This window comes from Bradyrhizobium sp. USDA 4502 (assembly GCF_054063355.1).
In genome coordinates this window covers 5,493,171-5,511,280 of sequence record NZ_JBSSGF010000001.1, presented here as the reverse complement: position 1 = coordinate 5,511,280, position 18,110 = coordinate 5,493,171, and the positions used below count along the sequence as shown (strand labels likewise).

The following is an 18,110-nucleotide window of genomic DNA, read 5'->3' as shown; positions in this document are numbered from 1 at the left end:
GGCTTGAGATTCCGGGTTCGCGCTACGCGCGCCCCGGAATGACGGTAGAGAGAGCGTCTACGCCTTCACCGATGGCCGCGCGCCGACGCGGTTGAACCAGGCGACGATGTTGGCGTTCGACTGGTCCAGCGGCTGGCCGACCTGGTTGCCGAAATCGAGCCAGCAATAGAGCAGCATGTCGGCGAGCGTGAAGCGCTTGCCGCAGATGTAGTCGCGGCCGTCGGCCATCTGGTCGTCAAGCCATTTGATGCGGTTGGCGGCGATCATCTTCAGGCCGGGCGAGGCTTCGGGCGCAACGGGAATGCGCTTTTCGAAGAATTTCAGCGCTTCGCCGAAGCGGTAACCGTTGGCGAGCGGCTCGGCGATGTTGAGATCGACGCGGCGTGTCCACATCCGGCATTCCGCGCGCTCTTCCGGCGTGGTGCCGATCATCGCCGGCGAGGGGTGCTTCTCCTCGAGATATTCGCAGATCGCCGTGATCTCGGAGAGGTAGTTGCCACAGTCGAGCTCGAGTGCCGGCATCTGGCCGTGCGGATTGCGCTTCAGGTGTTCCGTCTCGCGGTTCTCGCCCTTGCGCAGGTCGACGGTCTGTTTGGGTATCTCGATGCCCTTCTCCACCATGAACATGCGCACGATGCGCGGATTGGGTCCGATCGAGTCGTAAAGCTTCATGATCCTCGCTCCCTGTTTCTTCAACGTTGTTGTTGCCGCTGTTGAACAGGCCGGGCGCGGATTTGTCAAATGTGAAGGCGCTCGGTCGCCCGAACGTCATTGCGACCCGTTGGCTCGCAACGACGGGGAGGAACTGAGCTCAATCGTCGAGCTTGTTGAGGTCGCGCACCGACTGCATGATCGGCTCGAAATTCGAGCGCGCATCGAGTGCATCGAACAGTTGCGCGGTGTCCTCGAGCAGGCCGTGCGAGCGCTGCAGCGCGATCCGGACATCGTCCTGCGGCGTGTCGGACAGCCGGCCATGTCCTGACAGCAGGATCTTCGAGTTGAGGCCCTTCAGCCGCTCCAGCGACTGGATATAGTCGGCGATCGAGCCGGAGCCGAACACGCCGCCCATCACGCCGCCGGGCATCAGCGTGTCGGCGGCGAACAGCAGGCCCTTGTCTTGGTCGAACAGCGTGATGCAGGCCGAGGTGTGGCCGGGCGTGTACATCACGTTGAGGCGGAAATTGCCGAGGTCGATCAGGTTGCCTTCCTCGAGCCAGATGTCGATATCGATCGGCACGTTCGGCTCGTTGAACATCTTGCGCAGCATCGAGAAATCGTCGCGCAGCATGATCTTGTTGGCGGCGAGCCGGTGCGCGGCGATGTAGGCGCTGCCGTGGAAATGGTACGCCGCGCCGATGTGGTCGAGATGCTCATGGCTCAGCACCACCATGTCGATCATCTCGGGCGTCACCCCGAGATGGTTGAGACAGGCGACGAGCGACGGATAATTGCTCGACAGTCCGACGTCGATCATGATGGTCCGCTTGCTGCCGCGCACCAGATAGGCGTTCGCCGCACGGTTCTTGAAGCGGATCTGATAGACGTCGTCGGCGGCCTGGATCAGCGTTGCGACCTCGGCGTCGAACAGCGTCTTGAACGGGCTTGGCTTGCGGTCGCTCATGGGGTTGCCGCCGTCCGGTAAGTGACCGCGTTGGATGCGCGCAGGCGCTTCGAGAGCGCATCCATCACCATCAGCGCGAACGCCGGCTGCTGGCTGACCAGATAGACGAAGCGGGCGTGGTTGATCCGCATCACCCGCGTTGCGGGCGCGGAGGCGATCGCGGTCGCCGAGCGCGCCGAGCCGTCGATCACGGCCATCTCGCCGAAGAACTCGCCCTTGCCGAGGCTGACGATAACAGTCTTGTTTCCGCGATCGATCTTGGCGATGTCGACCTTGCCGTCGAGCACGACAAACAGCTCGCGGCCGGTCGAGCCTTCCTCAAAGATGACGTCATCGACACCAAATTCCTTGATGCATTTCTCGATCGTCATGGTGCTCTCCTGCCTTCTGGCTGGAAGATGACGGTATGTTAATCGGGAAAGCGCCGCGCGCAAACGGAAGCGGCGCAGATTGCCGCAGGGCAGCATCGCCCAAATCCGGCCCGGAAAACTCCCTAAAATTTAGGTAATGGCGGAGCGGGGTAACCATTTCGCAAGCAATAAAAGTTACCGAATTGTCAACCTAGTCTGGAGACTTTGAACGTGAGTGAGCAGCAGAGCGAGCCGGTCAGCGGTCAAACCGGCGCCGAAATGGCGGCGAAAAGCGAGCCCGTGATGGCCGCGACCGGTGTCGAAGCTCCCCGGCTTGCGCCCGAGCAGGAAGAGACGTCGCCAAAGGCGGACGCGCCCCGGATGGACGCTCCCAAGGTTGAACCCTCGAAGGTTGAACCGCCCAAGATCGAGCCCAAGATCGAGTCCATGATCGAGCCGAAGGTCGAGGCCAAGGTCGAGCCGACCAATATGGACGTGCCCAGGGTCGCGACCGGCAAGCGGGAAGAGCCGCATTTTCCGGGCAAGCTGATGATCATGGCGCCGGGTGACCGCACCTGGGACCATGAGGCGACGGCATCCAGGCCAGGCGCCGAACAGGCGGCCAAGGCGGCAGGCAAGCCGGCCGGCACGCGCCGGATCGGGGCGATGGCCGCGGTGATCGCTCTGGCGACCGTGGCCGGCGCCATCGGCGGTGCGCTCGCGACCGCGGGGCTCGGCCACCTTGCCGCCCCCGCCGCTGCTTCCGTCAGGGATGTGGCTGCCAAGGACGCCGCCGCCAACAAGGAAGCGGCCGATGCCGCGCTCGCCCGGATCGAATCCGAGGTCGCCGCGCTGAAGGCCAGCGTCGAGCAGACCGCCAAGGCCGGCCAGGCCCAGTTCAGTAAGGCCAGCGACCGGATCGAGAAGGTCGAGAAGGCCCAGGCCGAGCCGATGGCCAAGCTCAACAAGCTCAGCGAGGCGGTCGACAAGCTCCGCGCCGCGCCGCAGACCACCGTCGCCGCGGCGACGCCCGCCCGCGAGGTCACGGGCTCGATCACCCCGGCGACTGCCGCGGCGGCGCCGGCCGCCCCCAGGCCAGAGGTCGGCCGCCTGCCGGTGGTCGACGGCTGGTCGCTGCGCGACGTCGGCAATGGCGGCGCGCTGATCGAGGGCCGCGGCGGCATCTACGAGGTTTACGCCGGCGACCCCGTCCCGGGCCTCGGCCGTGTCGACGCCATCCGCAAGCAGGATGGCCGTTGGGTGGTCGTCACCAGCAAGGGCCTGATCGTTTCGCGCTAGAGCATTTTCGGTTCTGACTGAATCAGAACCGAAGCTCCAGCTCGTCGTTTGGACGCGTTTTCTTCACGCGAACCGGGGTCCACTTCGCTCGAAAACGCTATGATCTCCGCAACACGACAACACCAAGGCGCTTCACCACGATGTGAAGCGCCTTTTTTCTTGAATAGGGTTTGCCGCGCGGTGTTAGTGGGGGCATGAGCCGCGCGCTGAAATGCCTTCTGGTGATGTCCGTTCTGCTCTGCGGCGCCGCGCCTGGACGTGCCGCCGAGGATCGCGCGCTCGAGCGCGGCGCGGCGGTTATCGATCCCGCCACCCTGCGCGAGCTCGACCACGGCCGCTTCAGCCTCGGCCGGATGCTCGCCCCAGAGCGTTCCGCCGACACGCCGCTGTCCAACCGCGGTCTGTTCGGGCTCGCCGCGATGGTTCCGGTGCGCGAGGCGCTGGATCGCGAGTTCGATCGCTACGTCGCAAAGCATAAGGCAAGCCTGCCGAATGAGAGCATTGGCGTCGGCGACGGCTTTGCGTTTCAGCTGTTCGATCGCGCGCTGCTTGAATCCCCCGACGTCCGCTTCGTGCTGTCAGGCATCGTCAACCGCATGGACCGCGCCTATGTGGCGCCGAAAGATTGCGGCGAGATCCGGCTGATCTACCGGCTGACCCGTACCGATGTGCCGCCGATCGGCGAGAACGCGGTGTCGCAACGGCTGCCGATGACGCTGAACCTCGTGCTGAAGGCGAAGGGCGACGGCAACGACGCATCGCTCGGCTGCCGCGAAATCGCGCGGCGCTGGCTCGCGACCGGCAGCGCGCCGCCGGCGATAGAGAAGTTGCTCGGCAAGGATGGTCCGCTCGCCCTGATCGATGCGCGCAATATCGATCGTATCGAGACCAATCTGCAGATCGCGCACGCGCCGAAATCCGCGGTGCGCGATTTCCGCACTGACTATCTGCTCAAAGTGTTCGATTATGACGGCGCGGCAAAGCGCTTTGCCGAAGCGCCGCTGGAGAACCAGATCGATCGCGACCGCATTTTGGCGGACGGGGCACTGAGGCGCGACTTCAAGGCGTGGCTGCTTGACCCCAAGCATTTTGCCGAGCTCGATCGCGGCACCTTGCTGATCCCCGATCGCTTCCTCGCGACCGTAGCGGTCGCGCCGACGCCGACCGGTTTCGATGTCAGCGAGCTGGAGCCCGAATTCGGCATGGTGCAGGGCGAGGGCACGGCCGGCAATGCGGTGTTCTCGGATGATGACGTCGTCGGCGCCCTGCAGAAGGCTGCGGCCGACGGAACGAAGCTGCAGAACATCCAGTCGCTGGCCGGCTTCGAGCGGCGCCTCAACGATGTCACCTGCGCGGGCTGCCACCAGACCCGCGGCATCGGCGGCTTCCATTTCCCCGGCGTCGACTGGATGGCGGCAAAGCCGTCGAACTCCACCGTGGTGCCGGCCTCGCCGCATTTCTTCGGCGACCAGCCTCGCCGCCGCGATATCCTTGCAAGCTTCCGCGACGGCAAGGCGCCGGACTTTTCGCGCGGCTTCTCCAACCGGCCGCAGCTGCGCGGCAGCACCGAGCTTGCCGGCACCGAATACAGCGACGGCTGGGGCGCGCATTGCTATCTGCCGGGCGCGAGGCCCGCCGAGAGCGACCGCAGTTTCCGCGGCTGGACCTGCGCCGACGGCCTTGCCTGCCAGGTTGCCGGGAAGGCCTCGCACATCGGCATGTGCTTCGTGAAGGGTCGGTGATTTTCCGCCGGAACCGAAGCGGCTGCGCGTCATTATTCGATGCTACATTCCACGTCGCGACCACGCACCGAACAACCCAGCCTTGAGCGGAGACCAGCCGATGAGTGCTCCCGAGGACGACAAGCAGCGCGACCGCGAAATCGCGGCCAACGAGGCCGAGCGTCAGACGGTCAGCGCCGTCCGCGTCAGCAGCTGGGCGATCGGGCTCGCGGTCATCATCGGCATCATCGTTGTGGCCATCGTCTGGGCCTGGATGAAAAGATAGCTTCCTAGGCGTCGGATGCCTGCGATGGAATGCTCGATGACCTCGTAGCCCGGATGGGGCGAAGCGAAATCCGGGATTGCGTGATCCGATTGCGAGACTTGTCCCGGATTTCGCTTCGCTCCATCCGGGCTACTCACGAAGGTGGTTAGTTCGCTACGCCACAGCGCCCGATGCGCGCAGCTTCTGGATCGTGGCCTCGTCGTAGCCGGCCTGGCGCAGGATTTCGTCGGAATGCTCGCCGACCTCGGGCGGCTTGCGCGGCTGCACCTTCCTCGCGCCGTCGATGAAGATCGGGCTGTTGACGGTCAGCATGGTGTCGTTCTCGAACCGCACCAGCACCTCGTTCTCGATCATCTGCTTGTCGTTCGGGATGTCGTCGAGGATGCCGACGACGCCGAACACGAGACCGTTGCCGTCGAGGATCTTGCGCCATTCGGCGAGGTCCTTGCCGGCGAACACCTCGTCGAAGATCTTGATCAACTCGACCGAGCGCGCGTGGCGGTCCGCCTTGGTGGCGAAGCGGGCATCGGCGACGAGGTCCTCGCGGCCCATGCAGCGCGCCAGCGTCGGCCATTGCCGGTCTTCGTTGAGCAGCGACAGGATCAGCCAGCGGCCGTCCTTGCACTTGTAATGGTTGGTGACCGCGTTCAGCGCCTCCTCGCGCGGCTTGCGCTTCTTGAACTTGGCGCCGGCGAGCTTGGCCTGCGCCAGCACGCCATTGGCCCAGACGCCGTTGGCCATCAGATTGGTCGAGACGTGCGAGCCCTTGCCGGTCTTCTCGCGCTGGAACAGCGCGGTGACGATCGCGCCGTAGAACGCCATCGCGCAGGGGTGATCGCCCATGCCGGCGACGGAACGGGCCGGCGTGGTCTCCTCGTCGGCGCGCACCAGATCCATCAGGCCGGAGCGGGCCCAATAGGCGTTGGAGTCGAAGCCGGGCTTGTTGGCCTCTTCGCCCTTCTCGCCATAGCCGGTGAAGGACGCGTAGATCAGCCGGTCGTTGAGATGGGCAAGATGGTCGTAGGTGATGCCGAGCTTTGCGCGCACCTGCGGCGGCATGTTGGTGATGAACACGTCGGCCTCGGCGACGAGCTTGTACAGCACCTGCTGCGCGTCAGGCTTGGTGAGGTCGAGCGCGAGGCTCTTCTTGTTGCGGGCCTCCAGCATCCACGCGAAATTGTGCTCGCTCGATGGATAGCCGGGCAGATTGGGCAGATTGCGATAGGGATCGCCGGCGCCGGGCGGCTCGATCTTGATGACGTCGGCGCCGAAGTCGGACAGCACGGTGGCGGCCGCGGGTGCCGCGATGAAGCTCGCGCAGTCCAGGACCTTGAGCCCGTCAAAAATGCCTTTTTCCATCGTGCCGTCGCTCCCGTGGCGCTTGTTGGTGTTTTTCCGGTAGCTGGAATTATCGCAAGCAATGATCCCGATCGGACCGCCATTTGACCCATCTGGGGGGCACGATGCAACCAAGTCATTCCGGACCTGACGCCCATGCACCATGCCGGAATGACATGTCGGTGATGAGTATTACTCCACCCCCGCCATCAGCGCCGCATTGCCGCCCGCGGCGGCGGTGTTGATGGTGATCGTCTGCTCGGTGGCGAAGCGCGCGAGGTAATGCGGGCCGCCGGCCTTGGGGCCGGTGCCGGACAGGCCGCTGCCGCCGAACGGCTGCACGCCGACCACCGCGCCGATCATGTTGCGGTTGACATAGATGTTGCCGACCTGGAGGCGGTCGATCACGTGCTCGATCGTGTCGTCGATGCGGGAATGGATGCCGAGCGTCAGCCCGAACCCGGTCGCCTCGATCGCACTCAGCACCTCGCCGAGCTTGTCGGCGCGGTAGCGCACGACGTGCAGGATCGGGCCGAACACCTCTTCCTTCAATTGCCCGGCCGCCGACAGTTCGAAGATGTGCGGCGCGACGAAATTGCCTGATGGCGCCTCGCCGGCGAGATGCACGCGGGCCTCCTGCTTCATTTGCGCGATATGCGCATCGAGCCGCTGCTTGGCGTCGGCATCGATCACCGGTCCGATATGCGTCGACGGTTCGGAGGGATCACCGATCTTCAATTCGCGCGCGGCGCCGGCGATCATCTCGATCATGCGGTCGGCGACGTCGTCCTGCACGAACAGCAGCCGCAGTGCCGAGCAGCGCTGGCCGGCGGAGCGGAACGCCGAGGTCACGACGTCATCGGCGACCTGCTCGGGCAGCGCGGTAGCGTCGACGATCATGGCATTGATGCCGCCGGTTTCGGCGATCAGCGGCACGATCGGGCCGTCCTTGGCGGCGAGCGTGCGGTTGATCGACCGCGCGACCTCCGTCGAGCCGGTGAAGACGACCCCGGCAATGGCGGGATGCGCCACCAGCGCGGCGCCGACCGCGCCCTCGCCCTGGACCAGATGCAGCGCCGATGGCGGCACGCCGGCCTGATGCAGCAGGGCAACCGCTTCGGCTGCGATGCGCGGCGTCTGCTCGGCCGGCTTTGCGATCACCGCATTGCCCGCCATCAATGCCGCCGTCACCTGGCCGAGGAAGATTGCGAGCGGGAAATTCCACGGCGAGATCGCGACGAACGCGCCGCGGCCGTGCAGCTCCAGCACATTGCTTTCGCCGGTCGGGCCGGGCATCGTCTCGCCTTCGCCGAACAGCTTTTGCCCCAGCGCGGCATAATAGCGGCAGAAGTCGATCGCCTCGCGCACTTCCGATAGCGCGTCGTCGAGCGTCTTGCCGCCCTCGCTTTGCAGCAGAGCGAGGAAATGGGCGCGGCGCTGCTCGAGCAGCTCCGCGGCCTTGTCCAGGATCGCCGCGCGTTTTGTCGCCGGCGTGGCGTTCCAGGCCTTGAAGCCGCGGCGCGCCGCGGCAACGGCGGCATTCGCCTGCTCGGTGGTTGATGGCGTGACGGAAGGCGAAGCCTTCCGTTCGGCCGCGATCGCCGACGTCAGCGCGCCGAGCGCCTTGCGTTCGCCGAATTCGATGCCGTGCGAGTTCTCGCGCTGCGGCCAATAAAGCTCGGCCGGCAACGGAATCGCGGAGTGCGACGCCTTGTCGTCGGTGCCGACGATCTCGGCCGGGCGGCGCAGCAGGTCCACGATGGACACGCGATTGTCGGCGGCCAGCGCCACGAAGGACGAGTTGGCGCCGTTCTCGAGCAGCCGCCGCACCAGATAGGCGAGCAGGTCGCGGTGGCTGCCGACCGGCGCATAGGTGCGGTGGGCGATCTCGGGCCTGTCCTCGCCGAGCTGGGCGTAGAGCGCTTCGCCCATGCCGTGCAGCCGCTGGAATTCGAAGCTTGAGGGATCGTCGGCGAGTTCGAGGATGGTTGCGACCGTCAGCGCGTTGTGGGTGGCGAATTGCGGAAACAGCCGAGGCCGCAGCGCCAGCAGCTTTCGCGCGCAGGCGACGTAGTTCAGGTCGGTCATCGCCTTGCGGGAGAACACCGGATAGCCGTCGAGCCCGCGCTCCTGCGCGCGCTTGATCTCGGTGTCCCAATAGGCGCCCTTGACCAGGCGCACCATCATCCTGCGATCCAGCGCACGCGCGAGCGCATCGACATAGTCGATGACGTCGGCGGCGCGCTTCTGATAGGCCTGGATTGCGAGGCCAAAGCCGCTCCAGCCGGCGAGCGAGGGGTCGGCGAACGCGGCGGCGATGACGTCGAGCGACAGCTCCAGCCGGTCGGCCTCCTCGGCATCGACGGTGAAGTTGAGGTCGAACGCCTTGGCGCGGCGCGCGAGATCGATCAGCTGCGGCACCAGCTCGGTCATCACCCGCGCGTGGCTCACCGCCTCGAAGCGCGGATGCAGCGCGGAGAGTTTCACCGAGATGCCAGGCCGGTCGGGCAGGGGTTGATCGCCGGCCGCTTTGCCGATCGCATCGATGGCGCGGGCGTAGGATTCGAAATAGCGATGGGCATCGTCGGCGGTGCGCGCACCCTCGCCGAGCATGTCGAACGAATAGCGCGAGCCGCGCGCCGTGTGCGATTGCGCGCGCGACAGCGCCGCCTCGATGGTCTCGCCGAGCACGAAATGGCTACCCATCAGCCGCATCGCCTGCCGTGTCGCGGCGCGCACCGCCGGCGCACCGAGTCGCTTCGTCAGCCGCCCGATCGTGCCCTGCGGCGTCTCGCCGGGCTGGATCACGCGCGCCGACATGCCGAGCGCCCAGGCCGAGGCGTTGACCAGGAACGCGCTCGATCTGGTCTCGTGGTTGACGAAGTCGCCCTGACCGAGCTTGTCCTCGATGAACTGGTCGGCGGTGCGCGCGTCCGGCACCCGCAGCAGCGCCTCCGCCAGCACCATCAGCGCCAGCCCTTCCTTGGTCGACAGCGCGAACTCCCGCAGCATGTCCTCGACCCCGCCAAGCGGATCGTCATTGGCCCGGATCGCCTCGATCAGGCGGGTTGCCGTGCGATCGATCCGTGCCTCCGCCTCTGCGCCAAGCTTCGCGTCCTGGCGCAGGCGGGCGGCGATGGTGGCGTCGTCGGGCGCGTAGGGCGCGCTGAACAGGGGCGGGAGCGGCGACGGGTCTGGCATGGCGGTTCCTTGAGATTGTGTGGGAACACGTACGCGCTAGCGAACCGTAGTTCGATAGACAAATTAGCAGATTTGCCTTAGAAAATTAGGATCAATTCGAGAATTACCGTAGATATGACCGAGATCGATAAGACTGACCGCAAAATCCTCTCGATCCTGCAAGGGGATGGCCGGATTGCCAATGTGGAGTTGGCGGAAAGGATCGGCCTGTCGCCGACCTCGGTCGGCGAACGGTTGAAGCGGCTGCAGCGCGACGGCTTCGTCGAGGGCTATGGCGCCCGGCTCAATCCGCACCGGCTCGGGCTTGGTCTGCTGGTGTTTGTCGAGGTGCTGCTCGACAAGACCACGCCCGATGTATTCGAGAAGTTCGCCAGGGCGGTCCAGACCGCGCCGGAAGTGCTCGAGTGTCACATGGTGGCCGGCGGCTTCGACTATCTGGTCAAGGCGCGGGTCGCCAACATGACCGCCTATCGCAGGTTTCTCGGCGAGACCCTGCTGGCGCTGCCGGGCGTGCGCGAAACGCGAACCTACGCGGTGATGGAGGAAGTCAAGCGCGACGCGCCGCTGCCGGTCTGATCCACAGCCATGCGCCGGATGTCTTGGCATCGCGACACGCCCGCGATAATCCTTTGGTCGAGTTGGGGCGGTGGTTCATGAAAGACGCTGATCAGCCGATACGAATGAAGCGGGCCGGATTTGCCGGCGCGCTTGCTGTGCTCATGCTGTCGTTGCCGTCGGCCATGCCGGCCCGCGCGGCCGAGCTCAGCTCCGGCATCCTGCAGCTCTACACCTCGGTCTCGATCTATCCGCCGTCGGCGACGGGGATGACCGTCTGTTACGGCTTCGTCTGCCGGCGTCGCGAGATGCTCGACTTCAGCGCAGCCGACCGGGCGGCCCTGGCCAAGATCATGGCCACGGGCCGCGCCAATGCCGCCGCCGAACGCGCGGCCGTGCAAAAGGCCGTGATCTGGTTCGACCGGCGCATGGGGCCGATCCTCGGCACCGACAAGCGCGTGGCGAAAGCGGATTTCCGCGCCAACGACGACAAACACAATTATGATTGCTGGGACACGACGCGGAACACGACCAGCCTGATGCTGGTGATGCAGGCGTGGAACCTGTTCAGGTTTCATGACGTTGGGGATCCCCACTACCGCGGATTTTCGTTGGCGCAAACGCCGCACAACACCGCCGTCCTCGTCGAGCGCGCGACCAAGGTGGAATGGGCTGTCGATCTCTGGCCCCGCGGCTATCTGCAACCGCCTGATGTCATGACCGTCGCCAAATGGGTGACGGAAGATTGAACGATTGAGCATTGCAGCTGCGCGTTCCGCGCTGTTCCATCCTCATTGATTGCAGAGGTCGCGATCTGCGTCATTTGACGCTGGAACTGGACTCCATGGTTCCAAAAAATACATTCAGTCCCCATCACCATAAGAACCAAGTGACGCGTTAACACCGGCAGCATTCGGTCAACCCGAGGCTACCACATGCGTTCACGTTCGATCTGCATTGATGCCGCCAGCGGCGGCGTTCGCTTCCCACAGCTGCTGGCGCTTGCGCTGCTGCTTTGGCCTGTGCTCGCCGGCCCTGCCCGTGCGGGTGATGTCGAGGATTGCAGCGGGCCGCCGACGGACAAGGCCGAGGCGGCGTGCTCGGGCATCATCAACGATACCGCACGCTCCACGGAGGACCGCACCAAGGCCTTCACCGGCCGCTCGCGATTTGGCATCGCGCGCGGCAAGATCGATCAGGCCCTCAGCGATGCCGATGCAGCGGTGCAGCTGAATGGACAATTCGTGCCGGCGCTGATCGCGCGCGGCTATGTCCAGCAACGCAAGGGCAGCTTGGATCAGGCCCGCGCCGATTTCGATCGCGCGATCGAGCTCGAGCCGAAGAACCCGTTCGGCTTCCTGGCGCGCGGCAATCTGCGCGCCGACCAGCACGCCTGGAGCGATGCGATCTCGGATTACGACCAGGCGATCACGTTGCGGCAGGATCTTCCCGCTGCCCGTGTCGGGCGCGCGCGGGCCTATGTCGAAACCGGACAGCCCGATGCGGCGGTGGCCGACGCCAACACCGCGATTGCCGTCAACGCCGGCACGCCGAATGCATTCTACTGGCGGGGTCAGGCCCATCGCCGCAAGGGCGACATGGATAAAGCGATCGAGGATTTCTCGCGTGCAATCGCGCAGGCGCCGCAGGCCGAGCGCAACGCTTATTTCGCCCGTGCCCAGCTCTACAGCGCCAAGGGTGACTATGCCCGCGCGATTGCCGACTTCGACCGGTTGTTGGCGGTGCTTCCCGACAACAAGGAGATCCAGCAGCAGCGCCAGCAGGCGGTCACGATGCAGGCCGAACTAGCCAAGGCAGCAGGCGGCGCCGCGCCGCCGCAGGCCGCACCGGCTCCAGGCGCGCCGCCGGCGCGGCCAGCCGGGCCGGCGGCGGGTAACCAGCAGGTCGAGCAGGCCAAGCAGCTCGTCGCACAGGGCAACTACGCAGGCGCCGTTGCCAATCTCACCCAGGTGTTGGGCGGCGATCCCCGCAACGAGGCTGCGCTGCGCCTGCGTGCACTGGCCTATTCAAAGCTCGGCCGGCCGGCGGACGCGCGCAACGATCTCAATGTCCTGCTCAAGCTCAAGCCGGACGATCCGCAGCTGCTGGCGGCCCGCGCGCTCAATGCCGCCGGCACGCGGCAGTTCGATCAAGCGATGACCGACGCCGGCCGTGCCATCACGCTCGATCAGAACAATTCGTTGGCCTATCTGGCGCGTGGCCTCGTCAAGGCCGGCACCGGCAAGGTGCAGGACGCGCTCGCCGACTACGATCATTCGATCTCGCTCAATCCCAAGGAGACGCTCGCTTTCACCGAGCGTGGGCTCGCCCATATCGGCCTCAACCAGCTCGACAAGGCGCTGCTGGATTTCGATCAGGCGCTGGCGCTGGTGCCGACCAATTTGATCGCCAAATCGTGGCGCGGCCTCGCGTTGATGCTCAAGGGCCGCGCAGATGAGGGACTGGTCGATATCGACGCTGTGCTGGAGCGAAGCCCGAACAATCCGACGGCACAGCTCGGCCGCGGGCTCGCGATGCTGACTTCCTCCCAGTATGACCGCGCCATTGCCGCCTTCGACCAGATCATCACGCGGGCGCCCAACGATGCCTTCCCGCATGTGCTGCGCGCCCGAGCCTATCTCGGGCTGAAGAAGCCGGACAACGCGATGAAGGATCTCAACTTCATCCTCTCTGCGCGGCCCGATTATCAGCCGGCGCTGACATTGCGCGGCATCACTTGGTCGGCGTTGCGCAACTACGACAAGGCGGTCGAGGATCTCGACCGGGCGATCGCGCAGAAGGAGACGGTTGAGGGCCTGTTCGCCCGCGCCAAGGCGCATGAGGCGCTCAACCATGTCGACAAGGCGACCGAGGACTTCCGCAAGGCCACGCAGCTCACCCCGTCAAGCGTGTTCGACGTGCTGGCGCAGGCCGAGTCGAAGCGCAAGGTTCAGCAGCTGTCGAAGCGGGTGCCGTGCGGCAACGGCCAGAGCGGCACGTGCCTGTGATGCTGCAATGCGCAGCCGCGCTTCCCGGCGCAAAAGGTAGTCGTCGGCGCGCGAGCGGTGGCCGCCGAAATAGTTCAACGCCATATAGTTCAACGCCATGGCGCGCGGGCATCGTGCCCGCCCCGCCGAACGTCACGTTGTCTGGTGTGTGGATCGGCCCCCACTCCCGGATGGCGTCCGAGAGTGCGCCGCCGGATCTGGCGCTGTGACGCTAGACCTTGAGGTTTTCGGCTGACGTCTTGCCGCGATTTGCAATCTCTTCGTATTCAACCGACTGACCTTCGTTGAGGGTCTGAAGGCCAGCCTTCTGAACTGCTGAAATATGAACGAAAATGTCCTTGCCGCCCGATGCGGGCTGGATGAATCCATAACCCTTGGTCGGGTTGAACCACTTCACTGTACCTTTGGGCATTCCAGTCGTCTCCGCGGAATCAATCGAAAACAGACCAGTCGGTCCCCGCAAAAACCGGCTTGTCCGCAACGACAGGATAGCAGTTTGAAAAAAGCTGGGTAGATCAAACGACGGTGTGTTTTTGACCGGAAACAACCCGCTTTGCGGGGGTTTTACGCCGGATTGCCCGTTTCGTGGTCAATTGATGCGCTGCAAAAACGGATCGGTTCCGGTGTACCGAACTGGATCGATCGTCCCGCGCGCTGCCTTTTCGGCCGGCGCGCGGGGATCGACCGGCGGCGTCTCAATAGGTCGCGGAGAGGTATTCGACGATCTTGCCGACGTCGGCTTCGTCGATCGGCGCACCGTAGACCTTGATCATCTTGGTCACCTCGGCCTGCCAAAAATCCTTCTTGAACTTCTCGCCCTGCGGTTGGGTCTTGATGTAGTCGGCCGAGTGGCAGGCGGTGCAGTTGTTTTGCACCACCTCCAGGTTGGGACCCGGCTTGAAGGCCGCGGTTTCCTCGGGGACCGTGTAGTTCACGGGCGCGGCGATGGCAGCGCCGATCGACAGCGCGGCGATCGCGGCGAGGGATGGAAGCAGCTTGCTGGTCATGATGCTTCTCCTCACGCTGCGGTGACGCGCACGGTTTCGACGACGTTGCGCAGATAGCCGGCCGGATTCCACAACGGATCCATCGGCTGGGTGTCGCCGGCATTGTTGGTGGCGCGCACCTTCAGCTCTGCGGGACCGGCCGCGAGCTTCACCGGCAACTTCCATTCGCGGAAGGCGTATTTGCCGAGGTCCTTGCCGAGCTTGGCCGGCGTCCAGCTCTTGCCGCCGTCGGTCGAGACCATCACCTCCTTGATGCCTTTACCGCCGTCGAAGGCAATGCCGCGCAGCATGGTGCGGCCGACCTTCAGCTTGGCGCCGTCGGCAACGCTGGTGATGAACGAGCGCACCGTGAAACGATTGATCGGGATCGTCGCCTTCGGTGCGGTGCCGGGCTCGACCGCATTGTTCGGCGTATCCGGTATCCGGTAGGCGGACTTCATCCAGAAGCCCTCGAACACGTTGTCGATCACGGCGATCTCGTTGAGGTGCTTCACCCAATAGGTGCCGTAATAGCCGGGCACCACGAGGCGGAGCGGGAAGCCGTTGAGGAACGGCAGGTCCTCGCCGTTCATGCCCCAGGCCAGCATCACCTCGCCGTCGCGCGCGTGGTCGATGTCGAGCGCCTTGACGAAATCCGGCGTCTTGTCGCTGACAGGCCCGTCCATGCCGTTGAAGGTGACCTGCTTGGCTCCGGCCTGCACGCCGGCCATGTCGAGCACGGTCTTCAGCGGCACGCCATGCCAGCGCGCGCAGCCCATCGCGCCGTTGCCGAGCTGGCCGCCGGCGACGCGCGGACTGAAGAAGCCGCGGCTGTTGCCGGAGCACTGGTTGACGGCAACGATATCGGTCGCCTTCAGCTTCCTGATGTCCTTCAGCGACAGCTTCAGCGGCTTGTCGACCTTGCCCTTGATCTCCAGCGTGAACTTGTCCGGATCGAGATTGTAGGGGAGGTCGGCGAGGTGATAGCGGACGAAGAACGCGTTGTTCGGCGTGAGCGGGCCGTCGTTGAAGACCGCAAACGGCGTTTCCAGCTGCGGCGGGCGGGCGGTCAGGCCGATCATCGGGCGCTTCTGCGGATAGCGCACCAGCGGCCGCTCGCCATTGCCGAAGGGCAGCGTCACGGTGTCGAGGGCGAGTGCGCCCCTTGATCCCAGCCCCGTCACCAAAGCCGCCAATCCGGCGCGCTTCATCAAGTCTCGTCGATCGAGCATTCCGCTTCCTCCGAAGCTGTTCTGTCGTGAGCCGGTCATCACCAGGCCCAGATTGCCTTGCGCGCCTTCGCATCATGGAATGCGCGCGGTCCAAATGTCGCACCTGACAACCGCGAGTCAATTGAGCTTTCGCAGCGTTGCGTCGCAACAACGAAAAGCCCCGGTCGCGTGGACGACCGGGGCGTTTCCATCCAAGTAGAAGGTTCGATCAGTAGCAGACGTTCACGGTGCGATAGCGATAGCCGTAGGGCGTCAGCACCAGGCGGGTGGCGTAGCAGCCGGAGTCGACGAAGCCGACGGCAATGCCCGGGCCACCCCAGAAGTGATGGTGATGCGGATGCCAGAAGAACGGCTTGGCGGAAGCTGCGGTCGGCGCCAGCGCGGCGACACCGAGGGTTGCGGCAGTGGCGAGAGCGAGCGTGACTTTGCGAAACATGGTCTTCTCCTTCGGGTGCGCGTTGAGCTCTGTCGCGGCGCGGTTGCAGTGTTACCCATCGCCAGTCAGTCGCATCCGGCACCGGGCACGTTCGAGCATCTCTGCTGAACGCACCGTCGGATGTGCGGCAGGTCACATTGGGTTGGAGCGGAGATGAACTAGGTCAGGCCGCGACGGCACGCCGGTCGTCGACCAGCGTCGATAGGAGCTGCGTCTTTTCGACCGTGCGCACGGTCATCGGCTCGTTGCGGCCGCGGATCGCGACCTCCTGCGCCGGCAGGGCATCGTCGGCCAGCCCGGCGGTGACGCGCACCTCGTCCGAGATGATCGCGTCGCAGGCCAGCGCCTTGGTCATGTCCTGCAGCCGTGCCGCGACGTTGACGGCATCGCCGAGCGCCGTGAACACCATGTGGTCGCGATAGCCGATATCGCCGACGATCACCTCGCCGCCATGGATGCCGATGCCGAAGCGGATCGGCTCGCGCAGATCGTGGCTCAGGAACTGGTTCAGCTCGTCGATATGGGTTGCGATCAGCGCCGCCGCGCGCAACGCTTGGCGGCAGGCCACCTGCCGGTCGGTGGCAAGCCCGAACAGCGCCAGCATGCCGTCGCCGATGAACTGGTTGGGCCGCCCGCCGGCTTCCAGCACCGCCTGCGATACCGCGCCGAGGAAGCGGTTGACGATGAACACGGTGTCGAACGGCAGCCGCTTCTCGGCAAGCTGCGTCGAGCCGCGCATGTCGACGAACATGCTGACCAGATAGCGCTCCTGGCCGACCCGTGCCGGATTGGCGGCGTGTGCGTTGGCGGACGTCGTGCTCGGCAGGAACAGCTGGAAGAAATTCAGGTCGGCGGTGGGCCGCAACTGGCAGGCCAGCCGGATCGACGGATCGTCATTGCCGACCCGGTGCAGCACGAAGGCTTCGCGCGGCGAGGGCTCGGGCAATCCGGCGTGGTCGCCGATGATGCGGATGCGGCAGGTCGAGCAGCGTGCGCGGCCGCCGCAGACGCTCGCATGCGGCACGTTGTAGCGCAGGCTTGCTTCCAGAACGCTCAATCCCTTCGGTACCCGCAGCGTGCGGCCGTTGCCGTAGGACAGCGCGATCATGCCGCCGCGGCGCTCCAGCAGGGCCCGCGCGCCGCGCGCCAGCAGCACGAGGCCGAGCAGGCCGAGATAGCCGATGGTCAGGCCGTCGGTGATCTTCTCGAGCGTGGTCCCCTGCGCCGCTGTGCCGAGCTTCTGCACCGACAGCTCCTCGCGCCGCCAGTCGGGATCTTGATAATCCGCGACCGTGGCGCGGCCGCCCTGGTAGACGCCGAGCATCGCCAGGGTCGGGATCAGCACGGCTCCGGCGAGCAGGAACGGCGCGGCGCGCTTGAAGAACGGACGCAGCCGCAGCCAGAAATACAGGCCGATGCAGCCATGCACCCAGGCGATCACCAGCACCGCCAGCATCTGCCACAGCCGGTTCGGCGAGGCGATGAAGAAGGTGTACAGCTCCTGGGGGTAGAGCTTCTCGTGCCCGTACAGGGTCTGGCCGAGCCGTACGCCGACGACGTGGGCGACGATCAGCATCGGGATGCTGAGGCCGAGCGTGAGTTGCAGCGGCTCGATCGCCTTCCAGTGGAACTCGCGGCGCTGATAGAGTGCCCAGATGCCGAGCCCGGTATGCACCAGGCAGGCGCTGTAGAACACGATCGCGACCGGCAGGAACTGCCAGAACTCGGTGTGGTAGTAGACCCCGATCGCCATCGCCTCCGTCGAGATATTGCCGAGCGCGTGGTTGAGGAAATGGCTGGTCAGGTAGGCGAACATGATCGCCCCCGTGACGATGCGGACCTGCCGCAGGCCGATACCGCGGGCCATGTCCTGCAAGTGCTCGCGCGAGGGGGAGGCCATGTGATTCATGATCGGCAAGTCTAGTGGTTAATTCCCGCGCTGAACACCACCGCGGGTCCGGACCAGCCGTGAGAGCGGGCCGTGCGGCACGTTGACACTCCGTTAAGAGTCGAACAAAAAGCGCGCCGTGACGATAGCCCAAGCCGAACCCGGAGCCGATAACAACAGCGTTAAGCC

16 protein-coding genes are annotated in these 18,110 nt (G+C 65.3%); 6 read left to right on the top strand and 10 right to left on the bottom strand.

Annotated features, from left to right (window positions below; all coding sequences use genetic code 11):
* Window positions 1-57: 57 nt before the first annotated feature.
* The 3 genes from ACVW1B_RS25705 to ACVW1B_RS25695 form a co-directional block, all read right to left on the bottom strand.
* Window positions 58-672, bottom strand: coding sequence for a glutathione S-transferase family protein (locus tag ACVW1B_RS25705; protein WP_253607263.1), 615 nt, complete (start codon window positions 670-672; stop codon window positions 58-60).
* Between the two features lie 139 nt (window positions 673-811).
* The gene (locus ACVW1B_RS25700; RefSeq protein WP_028334939.1) at window positions 812-1,621 is read right to left on the bottom strand and encodes an MBL fold metallo-hydrolase; all 810 of its coding nucleotides are present in this window, start codon (window positions 1,619-1,621) and stop codon (window positions 812-814) included.
* Window positions 1,618-1,992, bottom strand: a complete 375-nt coding sequence (locus tag ACVW1B_RS25695) for a Crp/Fnr family transcriptional regulator (RefSeq protein WP_018273297.1) — start codon at window positions 1,990-1,992, stop codon at window positions 1,618-1,620. The genes ACVW1B_RS25700 and ACVW1B_RS25695 overlap by 4 nt, the downstream gene beginning before the upstream one ends.
* Window positions 1,993-2,196: 204 nt before the next feature.
* Here ACVW1B_RS25695 and ACVW1B_RS25690 point away from each other — a divergent pair, with 204 nt between their 5' ends.
* From ACVW1B_RS25690 to ACVW1B_RS25680, 3 genes are all read left to right on the top strand, one after another.
* Window positions 2,197-3,270: a hypothetical protein gene (locus ACVW1B_RS25690; protein ID WP_456792772.1), complete on the top strand. Its 1,074-nt coding sequence runs from the start codon at window positions 2,197-2,199 to the stop codon at window positions 3,268-3,270.
* Between the two features lie 194 nt (window positions 3,271-3,464).
* A complete protein-coding gene (locus ACVW1B_RS25685) occupies window positions 3,465-5,012 on the top strand; it encodes a hypothetical protein (RefSeq protein WP_253607266.1) in 1,548 nt (515 codons plus the stop codon).
* A 100-nt stretch (window positions 5,013-5,112) separates the two neighbouring features.
* Window positions 5,113-5,277, top strand: coding sequence for a hypothetical protein (locus ACVW1B_RS25680; protein ID WP_253607267.1), 165 nt, complete (start codon window positions 5,113-5,115; stop codon window positions 5,275-5,277).
* Between the two features lie 153 nt (window positions 5,278-5,430).
* Here ACVW1B_RS25680 and ACVW1B_RS25675 read toward each other — a convergent pair whose 3' ends face one another.
* Both ACVW1B_RS25675 and putA read right to left on the bottom strand, forming a co-directional pair.
* Window positions 5,431-6,636 carry a CaiB/BaiF CoA transferase family protein gene (locus ACVW1B_RS25675; RefSeq protein WP_225646481.1) on the bottom strand — a complete coding sequence of 402 codons (1,206 nt, stop codon included), beginning with the start codon at window positions 6,634-6,636 and terminating at the stop codon, window positions 5,431-5,433.
* A gap of 171 nt (window positions 6,637-6,807) precedes the next feature.
* Complete coding sequence (putA, locus tag ACVW1B_RS25670) at window positions 6,808-9,816, bottom strand: bifunctional proline dehydrogenase/L-glutamate gamma-semialdehyde dehydrogenase PutA (RefSeq protein ID WP_310880197.1); 3,009 nt, start codon at window positions 9,814-9,816, stop codon at window positions 6,808-6,810.
* A gap of 114 nt (window positions 9,817-9,930) precedes the next feature.
* On the opposite strand from putA, the gene ACVW1B_RS25665 reads away from it, so the two are divergent.
* The 3 genes from ACVW1B_RS25665 to ACVW1B_RS25655 all read left to right on the top strand — a co-directional run bounded on the left by ACVW1B_RS25665 (window position 9,931) and on the right by ACVW1B_RS25655 (window position 13,379).
* The gene (locus tag ACVW1B_RS25665; RefSeq protein WP_038386239.1) at window positions 9,931-10,392 is read left to right on the top strand and encodes an Lrp/AsnC ligand binding domain-containing protein; all 462 of its coding nucleotides are present in this window, start codon (window positions 9,931-9,933) and stop codon (window positions 10,390-10,392) included.
* 104 nt (window positions 10,393-10,496) lie between these two features.
* Window positions 10,497-11,120, top strand: coding sequence for a hypothetical protein (locus ACVW1B_RS25660; RefSeq protein ID WP_375166689.1), 624 nt, complete (start codon window positions 10,497-10,499; stop codon window positions 11,118-11,120).
* A gap of 186 nt (window positions 11,121-11,306) precedes the next feature.
* The gene (locus tag ACVW1B_RS25655; RefSeq protein ID WP_456822394.1) at window positions 11,307-13,379 is read left to right on the top strand and encodes a tetratricopeptide repeat protein; all 2,073 of its coding nucleotides are present in this window, start codon (window positions 11,307-11,309) and stop codon (window positions 13,377-13,379) included.
* A 211-nt stretch (window positions 13,380-13,590) separates the two neighbouring features.
* On the opposite strand, the gene ACVW1B_RS25650 is transcribed toward ACVW1B_RS25655, so the two are convergent.
* From ACVW1B_RS25650 to ACVW1B_RS25630, 5 genes are all read right to left on the bottom strand, one after another.
* Complete coding sequence (locus tag ACVW1B_RS25650) at window positions 13,591-13,791, bottom strand: cold-shock protein (RefSeq protein WP_057019268.1); 201 nt, start codon at window positions 13,789-13,791, stop codon at window positions 13,591-13,593.
* A 283-nt stretch (window positions 13,792-14,074) separates the two neighbouring features.
* Window positions 14,075-14,386, bottom strand: a complete 312-nt coding sequence (sorB, locus tag ACVW1B_RS25645; protein WP_050386875.1) for a SorB family sulfite dehydrogenase c-type cytochrome subunit — start codon at window positions 14,384-14,386, stop codon at window positions 14,075-14,077.
* An 11-nt stretch (window positions 14,387-14,397) separates the two neighbouring features.
* Window positions 14,398-15,597 carry a SorA family sulfite dehydrogenase catalytic subunit gene (gene sorA / locus ACVW1B_RS25640; protein ID WP_310880195.1) on the bottom strand — a complete coding sequence of 400 codons (1,200 nt, stop codon included), beginning with the start codon at window positions 15,595-15,597 and terminating at the stop codon, window positions 14,398-14,400.
* A gap of 208 nt (window positions 15,598-15,805) precedes the next feature.
* A complete protein-coding gene (locus tag ACVW1B_RS25635) occupies window positions 15,806-16,033 on the bottom strand; it encodes a hypothetical protein (protein ID WP_229192994.1) in 228 nt (75 codons plus the stop codon).
* Between the two features lie 163 nt (window positions 16,034-16,196).
* Complete coding sequence (locus tag ACVW1B_RS25630) at window positions 16,197-17,942, bottom strand: adenylate/guanylate cyclase domain-containing protein (protein ID WP_456822393.1); 1,746 nt, start codon at window positions 17,940-17,942, stop codon at window positions 16,197-16,199.
* Between the last annotated feature and the right edge of the window lie 168 nt (window positions 17,943-18,110).